Annotated in this window: 10 protein-coding genes; 4 read left to right on the top strand and 6 right to left on the bottom strand. The window is 46.2% G+C overall.

Features of this window, described 5'->3' with window-relative positions; translation table 11 throughout:
* Window positions 1-151 precede the first annotated feature (151 nt).
* From PBAL39_RS06960 to PBAL39_RS06950, 3 genes are read left to right on the top strand one after another with little or no spacing between them, the layout of a single operon-like run.
* Window positions 152-2,044, top strand: coding sequence for a prolyl oligopeptidase family serine peptidase (locus tag PBAL39_RS06960; protein WP_008239776.1), 1,893 nt, complete (start codon window positions 152-154; stop codon window positions 2,042-2,044).
* Between the two features lie 11 nt (window positions 2,045-2,055).
* On the top strand, window positions 2,056-3,723 hold the full coding sequence (locus tag PBAL39_RS06955; RefSeq protein ID WP_008239774.1) for a sensor histidine kinase KdpD: 1,668 nt from the start codon (window positions 2,056-2,058) through the stop codon (window positions 3,721-3,723).
* Window positions 3,724-3,726: 3 nt separating this feature from the next.
* Complete coding sequence (locus tag PBAL39_RS06950) at window positions 3,727-4,416, top strand: response regulator transcription factor (RefSeq protein WP_039866213.1); 690 nt, start codon at window positions 3,727-3,729, stop codon at window positions 4,414-4,416.
* Window positions 4,417-4,434: 18 nt separating this feature from the next.
* On the opposite strand, the gene PBAL39_RS06945 is transcribed toward PBAL39_RS06950, so the two are convergent.
* From PBAL39_RS06945 to PBAL39_RS06920, 6 genes are all read right to left on the bottom strand, one after another.
* Window positions 4,435-5,316, bottom strand: a complete 882-nt coding sequence (locus PBAL39_RS06945) for a UbiA family prenyltransferase (protein ID WP_008239772.1) — start codon at window positions 5,314-5,316, stop codon at window positions 4,435-4,437.
* Window positions 5,317-5,339: 23 nt separating this feature from the next.
* Complete coding sequence (locus tag PBAL39_RS06940; RefSeq protein WP_008239770.1) at window positions 5,340-6,608, bottom strand: metallophosphoesterase; 1,269 nt, start codon at window positions 6,606-6,608, stop codon at window positions 5,340-5,342.
* Window positions 6,609-6,643: 35 nt separating this feature from the next.
* Window positions 6,644-8,134, bottom strand: coding sequence for a sigma 54-interacting transcriptional regulator (locus tag PBAL39_RS06935; RefSeq protein ID WP_008239767.1), 1,491 nt, complete (start codon window positions 8,132-8,134; stop codon window positions 6,644-6,646).
* Window positions 8,135-8,174: 40 nt separating this feature from the next.
* Complete coding sequence (locus PBAL39_RS06930; protein ID WP_008239758.1) at window positions 8,175-9,272, bottom strand: VWA domain-containing protein; 1,098 nt, start codon at window positions 9,270-9,272, stop codon at window positions 8,175-8,177.
* A gap of 119 nt (window positions 9,273-9,391) precedes the next feature.
* Window positions 9,392-10,273 carry a cupin-like domain-containing protein gene (locus PBAL39_RS06925; protein WP_008239756.1) on the bottom strand — a complete coding sequence of 294 codons (882 nt, stop codon included), beginning with the start codon at window positions 10,271-10,273 and terminating at the stop codon, window positions 9,392-9,394.
* A 91-nt stretch (window positions 10,274-10,364) separates the two neighbouring features.
* Window positions 10,365-11,246: a cupin-like domain-containing protein gene (locus PBAL39_RS06920; RefSeq protein WP_039866260.1), complete on the bottom strand. Its 882-nt coding sequence runs from the start codon at window positions 11,244-11,246 to the stop codon at window positions 10,365-10,367.
* Between the two features lie 222 nt (window positions 11,247-11,468).
* Here PBAL39_RS06920 and PBAL39_RS06915 point away from each other — a divergent pair, with 222 nt between their 5' ends.
* Window positions 11,469-13,373 (top strand): DUF1800 domain-containing protein, encoded by a 1,905-nt coding sequence (locus PBAL39_RS06915; RefSeq protein ID WP_008239752.1) that lies wholly within the window; start codon window positions 11,469-11,471, stop codon window positions 13,371-13,373.
* The last annotated feature ends 31 nt before the right edge of the window (window positions 13,374-13,404 follow it).

Here is a 13,404-nt window from a genome sequence, read left to right as displayed (position 1 = left end):
CCGTATTTTAAATGTTACGGATTTATATTTTCATAGCCCAAAAAAGTAATTATATTCAGCGTTACCGATGTGGGGCTTTATATAAGTAACAATGTTGGTGTATAGCCTTTTTGCCAGGTTGACGATGTGTAGATTTGCCGCTGAATAAATTATGAGTCTGAATACAAAATATCTTTTTCTGTTGTTATTGACCTTGAATGTTGCCTGTCAGCAGAGAAGGAGTGTTGGCGATATCCCCATAGATGATTTTTTCAAGCTGCAGGACAAGATGGCCTACCGTGTCTCACCTGATGGATTGAACATTTCATATTTTAAACTGGAGGGTGACCGGCTAAACCTATATGTCGAAGCTATTGCTTCGGGCAAGTCGAAGATGATTACCCGGATGGAAGACAAGAGTATCCTGTTTTATTTTTGGGTAAGCAATAATGAGTTGATTTATTATAAGGAGTCTGATGTAGCCAGCCACCGTTCAGATATTTTCATCATTGGTAAAGACGGGAAGCAAGAAAGGCAGCTGAGTAAAGATGATACCAGCAGACTGCGGATCCTGGAAGACCAGCTGATCGACGGGCGGTACCTGCTCGTTTCTTCAAATCAGCGCGACTCTACTGTATTTGATGTGTACAGGCTGAATGTGCGGAATGGTGAGATGGAGATGGCCGCAAAAAATCCTGGTAACATTACGGAATGGCGTACTGATGCGGAGGGTAAGCTGCGCCTTGCGGTGAGTACCGACGGCGGTAATTCCACGTTGCTGTACCGTGCCAGTGAACATGAGCCCTTTCAGCCGGTGATGACCAATACTTTTAACACGACTTTTACACCCATTGCTTTTCAGCCGGGAAGTCCGAATATCATCTACGCCATTTCCAACGTGAACCGCGATAAGGCGGCCCTGGTGGAAGTGGATTGCCATACCGGAAAGGAATTGAAGGTGCTGTTTGGCAGCGACACATTGAATGTGACGGACGCTACCTATTCCCGAAAAAAAAGCAGGCTTTCGTTTGCTGTTTATGAAACCTGGAAGAAGGAAAAGCATTTTCTTGATGAAAGTGTGAGGCAGATTTATGAGGTGCTTGACAGTCTGTTGCCAAAGACGGAAACAAGGATCCTTGACCGCGATCAGGCCGAGAATGTATTTGTCGTCAGAACGTTTACCGACCGGAATCCGGGTTCCTATTACCTGTATTATGCTGATCAGCGCAAGCTCAAAAAGCTTAGGGATTTTAATCCGGCCATTCATGAGGAGGAGATGTGTGAGATGAAGCCTGCCAGTTTTCCATCCAGAGATGGGCTAACCATCCATGGCTACCTGACACTGCCGAACGGGATCAGTCCCGAGGGCCTGCCTGTAGTAGTATTGCCACATGATGGCCCCGTGGACCGTACCCTTTGGGGATATAATGCTGAGGTGCAGTTCCTGGCGAATCGCGGGTATGCAGTATTCCAGGTGAATTACCGAGGATCTTCAGGTTACGGAAAGAAATTTGCCGCTGCCGGATATAAACAATGGGGATGTAAGATCCAGCATGATATCATTGACGGTGTCAAATGGCTCATCGACCAAGACATTGCTGATCCTAAACGGATAGGTATTTATGGTTCCGGTTTTGGGGGCAATGTGGCCTTAAATGGCGCCTGTCAGAATAAAGGAACCTTCGTTTGTGCCGCTTCCAATTCGGGTATCATCAATTTGTTTACCTACCTGAAGTCGATTCCACCCTATTCGAAGAGTACCCTGCAGATGTATTATGAGATCATTGGCGACCCCTTGGCTGATGCAGACCAGATGCGCTGGGCATCGCCGTTATTTCAGGCCGACAAGATTAACATTCCAGTATTCCTGGCGCAGAATACCAAGGATCAGAATACCAGTGCGGCGGAGCATCTTCAGCTGATCAGGAACCTGAAAAAAAGAGAAATGAATGTGACCTATCTGGAGCACGACGGCATCAGTTACCCTTCAAAGAATCAGGAGAGCCGACGGAAGTTTTATGCTGCTCTTGAACAATTTTTAGAAGTTAACCTGAAAAATAGGTAAATTGACCACACATGATTTCAGAAAAGATAACAGGTTACCGTAAGAACTTCTTGCTCATCATTACCTTCATCATACTGATGTCTGTACTGTTCGTGCTTTCCCTATTCCTGGCTTATAATTTTAGTAAAAAGTTCATCGAGAATGAGTTTGTCTCGGAAAAGGTGAACGTCCTTGAGCGAAGCATCAAACCTTACAATGATTTCTTTCAGAAGAAACTTCCGGAGGTTTCCTATTATAATGGTTACCTGGACTCTACAACGGCATCTAATTTTGTGGATACCCTATTGCTGGAGTATCCTTTTGTATCCAAGGTCATTTTCTACGACTCAGAGGTACGGAACACCCCTGTGAGTGACGGCCTGAACACCGGTCGGTTTTCATTTGGTCCCAAGGATATCTATCAGTTTGGAAGTCTGGTACCCCTGGACTCGGTCAAACTCTTTTCACGTGATGATACCCGGAGGTTTATTGTGGGTGATGATTTTAACGCCCTGGCTTTGAAGCTCGCCTCCTATATCGAGAGTCTTGATACCAGTCGCGTGCCCAGTCAGGATGAGCTGTTCAGCAATTTCAGCAATGTGCGTTCCAACAAGATCACCTACCTCAATATCCCCAGGATTGAGGACATCAAAATGTATAAAAAGATGCTGCGGAGCACGCTCACACCGCAGCCGGTCTATCAGCAGGACATGCTGTCTTTTCATTTGGACCCCTATAAGATCAAGATCATCAATACAAGGCCAAAGCTGTATCAATACATCAAGATCGAGCCACTTACTTATGACCCTATCGACACTACTGCAACTTACCTGAGCACGGAGATCACCTTGCCGGGGCCCTTTTCGGACTTTAAGCTGTACTTTATGTCCTCCAAGTCTTTCGTAGACAAGGAAATCCGGAATTACTTTCTGCCCATTGCGATGGGCATCCTGGTATTCTATGCAATTGTGGTGCTGGTGGCTTTTCTGATCTACAGAAACCTCAACATCAATCAAAAGATGTTTAAGCTGCAGTATGATTTCGTGAATAACCTCACCCATGAATTCAAGACGCCCGTGAGCGTCATCAAAATTGCTGGAAATAACATCAAAAGCGCTACGATGCTGACGGATAAGGAACTGCTGCTGTATGGCAAAATCCTTGATGAAGAGGCCGATAAGCTCAATGGACTGATGAACAAGCTGCTGGCCTTCACGCAGATTGAAAATAAGGCAATTGTCCTGAACAGGGATGAAATCTATATTGAAGACTTTATTGAGAGTACTGTGGAATCACATAAACTGAAACACCCTGATTTTGAGTTTACTTATGAGGTCTCCGGATTCACGACTTTTGTCACCGATCCGGTATTGCTTGGCAGTCTTTTTGATAACCTCGCGGAGAATGCCTATAAATATTCTCCTGCAGAGCGCAAGCGTCTGCACATCAGTGCCAGACTGATCAAGGGCAAAGTGGTATTCAGGTTTACCGACCAGGGCATAGGAATTCCTTCTTCGGAGATCAATAACATCTTCAAGAAGTTCTTCAGGATACAGAACCAGTACAACCAGAATGGGAGCGTGGGCCTGGGCCTGGCCTTCTGCAAGGAGCTGGTCAACTTCATGAAGGGCGAGATCAGCGTGCGCAGCCGTGAGAATAAGGGAACAGAATTTAAAATTGTACTACCATATAATGATTAAAATATGTCTAAGGAAATTAAAATATTAATAGTCGAGGACGATGAAAATTTACGCTTTTTAGTCGTACATCGTTTGAAAGCAGAAGGATACCAGGTGCTGGAAGCTGGCGATGGTGAAGTTGCAGGTCAGGTGATCATGTCTGAAAAACCAGATATTGTGCTGCTCGACTGGATGTTGCCAGGCAAGCAGGGCTCTGAAGTCTGTGAAGAGGTAAGGAAACAGGGATTTGAAAACCTGATCATCATGATGACGGCAAAGGCGCAGGATGTAGATAAGATTGATGCCTATAACTTTGGGGTGTCCGACTACGTAACAAAACCATTCAATATGGATGTGTTGGTGGCCATGTTGGAAAGTAAGGTGAAGTTTCTGCTGAACAATGACCGTTCTGAGGTACATCGTTTTGGAGATATGGAGCATCATCCGAACATCCACACGCTATTTCGTAACGACAAAAAAATAGAGCTGACCATTCTGGAGAACAGGATCCTGTTGTACTTTTTGAGAAATCCGAATAAGGTAATCAACAGGGACGCGCTGATGCTGGAAGTATGGGGATACAATTCGGATGTCAATACACGGACACTGGACATGCACATTGTCCGTCTGCGTAAAAAGATTGAGGCCAATCCGGACAATCCGCAGCTGTTACAGACGGTACGTGGTATCGGCTACAGGTTTAATCCTTCATAAATTCCAAAAGGGGTGGTGTCATGCAGCGAGGCTAAATGCCAGCAGCAGGAAATACTGAAGCAGCATGGTACCATCCAAAAATAGCAGATAATAGTATTCATTTCTTTTCCTATTGGCATTGATGATCAACCAGGCTGTTACAAACAGAGAAATGGTAATGGCAACAATGCTTAGGTCAAAACCTTTGTTGAACAGGAGCATCAGCAGCAGGTATAGCAATAGTAGCAGCAGGGCAAACAGATAGGCTTTCTTTTCTCCTACTAACGCAGGAATGGTTTTCAGGGCATGTTGTTTGTCACGTGCGAGATCATGTAGATCAAAAGGGATGGTAATGGCAATGATGAAGAGGAACCTTTTTGCAGCCAGAAGGAGGGTTTCCCCTGCAGAGATGCTGATGGCATAGTTTTTCTCCAGCTCAACAATGGGGAGTAGCACACAACTGATGCACCAGACTGAGACGATAAGAAATATACGCACACCCGGGATGTTTTTCAATCCGATTTTCTGATCCCCGATAAGGAGAAAAGGAACATTATAGCCAATGGCGATGATGGCTGTGAACACGAGTAAGACCTGCGCTTCTATGCTGAGGTAGAGGAGGCCGAGGGGAATCATACAAAGCACACAAATCAGCGTAATGGAGATCATGATCCGGTGGTGCTCAGCTACCCACCTCATGCTTAAAAAGGGCGACGCAGCCAACATTTTAGGATTGGTAACCAGCATGCCGAAGTTGTAGATGGACAGGGTGCCGAAAAAGATGACCGCAAGTACATATTTATCCGGCTTCGCACCCAGCAGCTGATAAGTGATCAGTCCCTGTGCAACAGCGCAAATGGCGATGAACAGGTTGCTGAACAGGGTAAAGTCAAGAATCGAAAGCAATACTTTTTTTACCATGGCTGGTTTGATTCCTGCGTGTATCAGGCACGCTTCAATTCAAATATCGTGATTTCCGGTAATATTCCAACTCTTCCCGGATAACCCAGAAATCCGTAGCCGACATTCACATATAGCTGTTGTTGTTGTTCGCGGTATAGTCCCGCCCATTCCTTATAAATATACTGTACAGGACTCCATTGGAAATCTTCTGTACGTACCCCAAACTGCATTCCATGTGTATGACCACTGAACATGGCGTCAATCTGGGGATATTTGGGAAGTACTTCTTCACGCCAGTGTGAGGGATCATGAGACAGCAGTAATTTTACAGGGAGGTCATCTGTATCTTTTGTTGCCAGGTCCATGCGTCCATATTTCGGAAAGCGTCCTGTGCCCCAGTTTTCAATGCCAAGAATACCGATCTCTTCCCCGTCAATCTTTAGACGTCGGTGTTCGTTCATGAGGAGGTCCCAGCCCATACGCTCGTGCGTTTTGATCACCTCCTGTAAGTTACGTGCTTTCTCGGCAGAAGGGTTTCTGCCGAAATGGTAATCACCATAGTCGTGGTTACCAAGTACAGAATATACCCCCAGAGGAGCTTTCACTTTGGCGAAGATGTCCTGATAGTCGCGCATCTCGCTGGCCATGTCATTCACCAGGTCACCGGTAAAGAAGATCACATCAGGTTTTTCAGCAAGTAACATGTCCACGCCTCCGCGAACCGCTTTCTGGTTGTAGAAGCTGCCGGAGTGGATATCTGATATCTGGCCCAGGGTCATCCCCTCGAATGCCTTGGGGAGGTTTGGCAGTACCAATGTTCTTCTTTTAATTTTATAATCATAAGCGCCACTTACAATTCCCCAGGATAAAGAGCTGAGTGGAATGGCTGCCGTAATTAGACCCGCCTTAATGATAAATTCAGACCTGCTGATGGAAGTCAATTGAACGTTGTTGTTTTCCTGCGCATCAGCAGGGGACTTCTGTTTTTCCTTTTTTACATATCGAAATGCAATGAGCAGCAGTCTTCTGAGGTCATCGATCAGAAGGAATGGGAGCATGACCAGCTTGCAGGCCAGCGTCATAAAGAAGGCTACGAGGATCACCGACTTGAGACTCAGAAAGACATTGGCGTAAAAGGCGGCGAATACACTGATGACCAGTAGAATGGTGTATGACCACCAGGCTACAGCAAAGAGTTTCTTCGTCTTTGGGGTCCATTTTTTAAAAACGCTGAGTATCGCCCGGTAACAATAATAGTCGAACGCCAAAAGAAAAACGGAGATGATGATAAAAAGGGTCAGTCGACTCATTTAGTTGAAATTGATGATCATGGATAAAACAAGGGCTAACGGAAATCTTCATCATCGTCATCGATCCCACTATTAAAGAGGCTGTCAAACATATCCGAGAAGCCAAAGCCACTATCCAGATATTTTTTGTTGAGCTGTGAATATTCCGCAAGGCCATGCAGTACAAACTCCATCATCAATAAGGTCTGGTTGGCGCTGAGTTTAGGATGGAACTGTTTTACCAATTCCGGGAGTCCTGTTACCTGCGAAAGCTCCTTTTTATATTTTGGCAGTGTCAGGCGGTCGGAGATATCAAGTGTATTTCCTTCCACAAACCATTCTGTGATGCTGTTGTAAGGGTTGGCTGCTTTGCTTTTTTTCGCTTTCTCCGGATCCGGGAAGTACCGGCTGAAGAGCGTCTTTATGGCTTTTCCAATAAGCGTATTGGCGACTTTTGCAGGACCTTCCAGTTCCCCTTCATAGACCAGTTCGATCTTTCCTGTTACTGCCGGGATGATGCCCACCAGGTCGGCCAGGCGCACAAAAGTGCTTTTCTCCCCATTGATGAGCATCCTGCGTTCAGCAGTGCTGATCATGTTTTCATAAGCCGAGATGGTGAGCCTTGCCGATACACCTGATTTCTGGTCAATAAACTCACTCTGGCGCGCTTCAAAGGCCACCTGCTCAATCAGGTCCTTTACCAGCCCATCGACTTCGATGGCATCTTTCTGTGCCTGGGTGGTGCGTGCTTCCTGGAAGGTGATCTTACGGGAGATGGCAATTGTTTTCGGGTAGTGAGTAAGGATCTGGCTTTCAATTCTGTCTTTCAGGGGGGTAACGATGGATCCGCGGTTTGTATAATCTTCAGGGTTTGCCGTAAATACAAACTGTACGTCAAGTGGTAGGCGCAGTTTAAAGCCGCGGATCTGGATGTCCTTTTCCTGTAACATGTTGAATAATGCCACCTGGATCCTGGCCTGTAGGTCAGGAAGCTCGTTGATCACGAAGATGCTGCGGTGTGCTCTGGGGATCAGGCCGAAGTGAATCACCCGCTCGTCATTGTAGGTTAGTTTAAGTGTTGCCGCTTTAATGGGATCCACGTCGCCGATAAGGTCGGCCACGGTTACATCCGGAGTAGCCAGTTTCTCTGTATAACGTTCAGAGCGGTGCTGCCAGCTGATGGGTGTTTCGTCACCATGTATAGAAATCTCGTGGTGAGCGTACCAGGAGATGGGGTTCAGGGGATCGTCGAAAATTTCGCTTCCACTTACATAAGGGATGTATTCATCCAGTAAGTTGACCATTAACCTGGCGATTCGGGTTTTTGCCTGCCCGCGAAGACCCAGCAACAGGATGTTGTGCCTGGAAAGGATGGCAGTCTGCAGTTCAGGAATTACCGTCTCGTCATAACCCAGAATGCCTTCAAATCCGGCCTCATGGTCCTGGAGCTGCCGGATCAGGTTCTTCCGCAATTCATCTTTTACTGTTTGTGATTTATAGTTGGCGGCCTTCAACTGGCCTAATGTTTTTATATTAATGTGATCCATATTTTAAGTGTAGGGCAATGTTGAGGTAATGGTAGCTAGCTTAACGTACTGTTTTTCTTCTGTTTTTTATATAATCTTCAAAGATGTATTCTCCAAGGCCTGTAAGCGAACTGTAGAAGGCCCTGCCACCATTAATTTGTGTGAATTCACGTACAAACTGCTGCAGGTAGGGATCCTGTGCGATCATGAAGGTTGTGATGGGGATGTGGAGCCTTTTGCATTGGGCGGCCATGTTCAGTGTTTTGTTGATGACTTTCCTGTCCAGTCCCATGCTGTTTTTGTAATATTTTCCATTTTCCTTCAGGCAGGTGGGCTTGCCGTCGGTAATCATAAAAATCTGCTTGTTGTGGGTTTTACGCCTTCTCAATAAATCAGCAGCAAGCTCAAGGCCCGCGAAAGTATTGGTATGATACGGACCTACCTGCAGGTAAGGAAGGTCTTTGACGGTAATGGGCCATGCATCATTACCGAAGACAACGATGTCCAGTGTATCTTTAGGGTAGCGTGTTTTGATGAGTTCGGCAAGAGCCATAGCCACTTTTTTTGCGGGGGTGATCCGATCTTCACCATAGAGAATCATGGAGTGCGAGATGTCGATCATGAGGACAGTTGAAGTGAGCGTTTTGTAATCTTTCTCCTCCACCTCAAGATCACGCTCTGTCAGGGTGAAGTTGCCGATGCCATGGTTGATTTGTGCATTGTGGATAGAGGCGGTCATGTCGATTTGGTCGAGGCTGTCTCCAAAAGAATATTCCCTTCTGTCGGCATTTTTCTCCTCCCCAATTCCGGAGAGGTTGCTGTTGTGGTTTCCTTTACCAGCTTTCTTCAGCTGTCCGAAGATTTCCTCGAGGGCCGACTGGCGGATGGTCTGTTCCGTTTTGGCGGTGATGTTCATGTCGCCATTTGCAGTGTTCTCCTTAAGGTAACCTTTATTTTTAAGGTCCTCGATGAAGTCGCCCATACCATAGTCGTTATTGGTGAACTTGTATTTTTTGTCCAGCTCATTCATCCAGGCCAGTGCTTCACCTGCATCTCCGGCTGTATAGTTCAGCAGCTGGGTGAACAGCTTGAGCAGCTCATCGAAGCCTCCTTTGGGAAGGTCATCTGGCTGGAAATTAGAAAAATGAAAACCTCTCATATCATCAGTATAACGGATTACCGAAGATAAAAGTTTGAGGTATCAGTAATGTTATCCACTTGTAAAATAAAGGGCTGTCAAAAAGCATCTGCATTACTGCATGGCCTGCTGTTCTGACATTACTTTGGACTTCCCTTGGCGAGGGCCCGTTCGGCACGTTTAATGGCCAGTTTCTCACGCCATAACGCATAAGGTGCTTTGAATACCATCTTCAGCACACTGTCCAGTCCCCCTTTCAGCGCAAGGTTTGCGACACTCTGCACCTTTCTGCTGATGGAAGCATCCCATGCACGCAGCGTAAGAGAGAAGGATCCGTCCAGGTATTTCATCCAGTGCCACATACCTGTAGGCATAAAAAGGGTATCTCCATGTTCAAGGAAGACTTCATATCCTTCTACACCTTTCAGGGCGGGGAATTTCTCAAAATCAGGATTGGCCACATCATAATCTTCCAGTGCATAAGTGGCATTGGGGATGCAGTATAACCGGTCTTTCCATTTGTTGTCAAAAAGAATGATGTGTTTTCTGCCGCCGAAGTGCGTATGAAAAAGATGAGGCAGGTCGATGTCGTAATGCAGGAAGGTCACGGAGTTTGAGCCACCAAAAAACATGGCTGGCATGCTCTCCAGAAAACCTCCCATCAGGTCTTTTGGCAGGGTAATGTCTTTAATCAGGTCGGGAACATGTTTGAAAAGATTAAAGAAAAATATGCGAAGTTCCGTTGGTTCTCTTTTGATGAGGTCGAGGTAGTCGCCGAACTTCATGTTTGCCACAGAGGCATTGATGGGCTTTGAGGGGTCGGCCTTAGAATTGTCCATCAGGCTGACATTGATATCTCCAGCAATTGATTTGAGGTAGTCCGTTGTCCATTTTTCCCTGGCTGGCCATGACTTTGTCAGTCCTTTGATGATCAGGGGACGTCTTTTGTCCAGGTAATTTTTTTTAAAATCAGCGGGACTAATGCTCTCTACGGTATCTACCGGCTTTAATATAAAGCTCATAATGATGGGATAAGAGGACAAAAGTGTAAATTAAAATTTAAACTTATCCTCCATCGCAAAATTATTTTCTGAACTCAGGGTTAAACTGGATTTAACGTGGCTCCTGTTTACGGAAAGCTTTGTTTGCTCTTCTGACGGCAAGTTTTTCCTTCCAGGCCATGTAGCTGTCCCTGAAGTTGTGTTTCATGAAGTCATCGAATTTACGCTGGATGGTTAGGTTGTAAAGGCTTTTGGCCTTCACAGCCCATGATTTATCCCATGCGCGCAGGCTGATGGAGAAAGAGCCATCGAGGTATTTCATCCAATGCCAGTATCCTGTTGGCATGAATAGCGTATCCCCATGCTCCAGGAATGCTTCGACGCCTTTTACACCTTTCAATGCAGGGAATTTCTCAAAATCAGGTTGTTCCACATCATAGTCTTCCAGTGCATAAGTGGCATAGGGGATCTGGTACAGGCGTTCTTTCCATTCGTTCTCAAAGAGGATGACGTGTTTGCGGCCATTGAAGTGGGTATGGAAGATGTGGGCGAGGTCAATGTCGTAATGCAGAAAGGTGACAGAGCCCTTCCCTCCAAAGAACATGTTCGGATAGCTATCCAGGAAACCGCCCATCAGGTCTTTTGGAGCACGATAATCTTCCAGTAGCTTTGGGGCATGTTTGATCGGGTCGAAGAGAAATATGCGAAGGTCGGTAGGTGTATTCCTGATCAGCTCAACATAGTCTGAAAACTTCATTTCTGCGGCAGAAGCATTGATTGGCTTCGAGGGGTCTGCCTTGGAGCTGTCATATAGCGGTACCGTTTGATCTCCCACAACTGTTTTCATATAGTCGAGATCCCACTTGTCGTAAGCGGGCCAGTTTTTTGCCATACTCTTGATGATCAATGGCCTTCTGGTTTTCAGGTAATGTTTTTCGAAATCTTCTTTTGAGATGTTGTCCACAACATCTATCGGAGTCAGGTCAAATTTCATCTGTATAGGTTTGCTGTTGTTCAGATGCATTATCCCATCAACTTATGTTAAGATAATGTTAGCAGCAAAATTAAATAAATCGGGAAATGATAATTAGCATGGATATAAATATGGATTTTTTCTGACAAAGGATAGGTTTCTTTTCAAGCACATGTTTTGTGTACGCTATTAATCCTTTTGACGTTGTAATTGTCAGAAAGACTTGAACCCATCTTTAAGCTTATGAAAAATCCGTTTAAAGTGATGATTAGTTTTGTGGTACTCTTTGTGGGTGCCATGCTGTTTACGTCTTTTCGTGAGGACCGTCAGCAACCGCACGGTCTTTCACCTGTCCTGCTCACCAAGTCCCAATTTTCAGTAGTAAATGAGCACGTAGCGGGAATGTCTGTGACAAAATTTTCCTTCCCTTACCGGAAACAGGGACTGAGTACGCGGCAGGCGGCAGCCCACTTGCTTAGCCGGTTTACTTATGGCGGCCGGCAGGACGATGTGGATGCTGTGGTGAAATTGGGACTGGAGAAATGGTTCCTGCAGCAACTGGACGGCCAACTTAAGGACGATTCCTTAGACCTCATGCTGCAAAAGCTGAAGGACATCAACCTAAGCAATACAGAAGTGGAGAATCAATTTCCTGGAAACGCGAGGACACTTCGAATGGCCATGAGGGAAGGGGCAATTGATCGGAACTCCGTCAATAAGGTGGACAATAAGGCATACCGCGACCAACTTCAGGCTTACATGAAACAAAAAGGGTTGAAGCCCAGTCAGGAATTATACCGGCAGTTTATCTCTCAGAAGATCCTGAGAGCTACTTATACAGAAAATCAATTGAGAGAACTGATGACGGATTTCTGGTTTAATCATTTCAATGTGTCACTCACTAAGAATCAGTGTGCTTCATTTGTACCGGCATATGAGCGCGATGTCATCAGGCCCAATGTAACAGGAGATTTTGAAACCTTGCTGATGAGTACCGCGAAGTCACCGGCGATGCTGATTTATCTGGATAATTTCAGGAGCAGCGGGCAGCCGGTAACTTCGGCTAAGCAGGGGGGAGTTTCAGGACAGAAGCGGCCTGGCAAGGGCGGTTTAAATGAAAACTATGCCAGGGAGGTGATGGAGCTTCATACACTTGGTGTGGATGGAGGTTATACACAGCGTGATGTAACGGAGGCGGCGAGAGTCCTGACGGGTTGGACCATCGCGCCTATGGGTGAGGGAGGTTATGGTAGCGGCACAAAGAAATTGCTGGCTAAGCTGGATCCGGAGGCGATGGAGAAAAAAGGTTATGTCAGAGAAGGGGATTTTCTTTTTGTTCCCGGCAGGCATGACAATGCAGAAAAGGAAGTGCTGGGACATCACTTCTCTTCCGGCGGAGGGTATCAGGAAGGTGTAGCCCTGCTGCAGATGCTGGCGCATCATCCATCCACAGCGGTATTCATCTCCAAAAAGCTTGCTGTCAGATTTGTAAATGATCATCCTGCCCAGCAACTGATAGATAAGATGGCAGCAACATTTATAAAAACTGAAGGCGATATCAGCGAGGTGATGATTACGATGGTCTCCGCCCCGGAATTCTGGTCGCCGGACGCATTGCGGGAGAAAACCAAATCTCCTTTTGAATTGGCCATCAGCGCTGTGCGAAGCCTTGATGCTCAGGTCAGGCAGCCCTATCAGCTGTTTACCTGGATCAGCAAGATGGGGCAAAAAATCTATTATTTCCAGGCACCGACGGGATTTCCGGATAGGGGCCAGTATTGGATCAATACAGGTGCCTTACTAAACAGGATGAACTTTGGGCTTGCTCTTGCCGCACAGCGTATCCCCGGGGTGCGGGTCGACCTGGCGGCACTCAACGGTCACCATGAGCCTGAAAGTGCAGAAGCAGCATTGCTGACTTATAGTAAGCTGATGTTGCCTGAGCGTGATGTTATGGCAACCACAGGACGGTTGAAGCCTATGTTAAATGATCCCTCCCTTAGTACTAAGGTGGCCCATGCCGCTGAGTCTGTGATTTTGGCGAAACGTGATACCAGGACAGTCGCGAAGGCAGGGGCAGGTCAGCAGGATATGCTGGCACAGGTGGTGGGTGTAATTATTGGCTCCCCGGAATTTCAACGTAAATGATGGCATAAAAATATTTATTAAATCTCGACAG

Origin of the sequence: Pedobacter sp. BAL39 (assembly GCF_000170795.1) — a bacterium.
In the GTDB taxonomy this organism is placed as follows: Bacteria; Bacteroidota; Bacteroidia; order Sphingobacteriales; family Sphingobacteriaceae; genus Pedobacter.
This window is presented reverse-complemented; position numbering and strand designations above follow the sequence as displayed.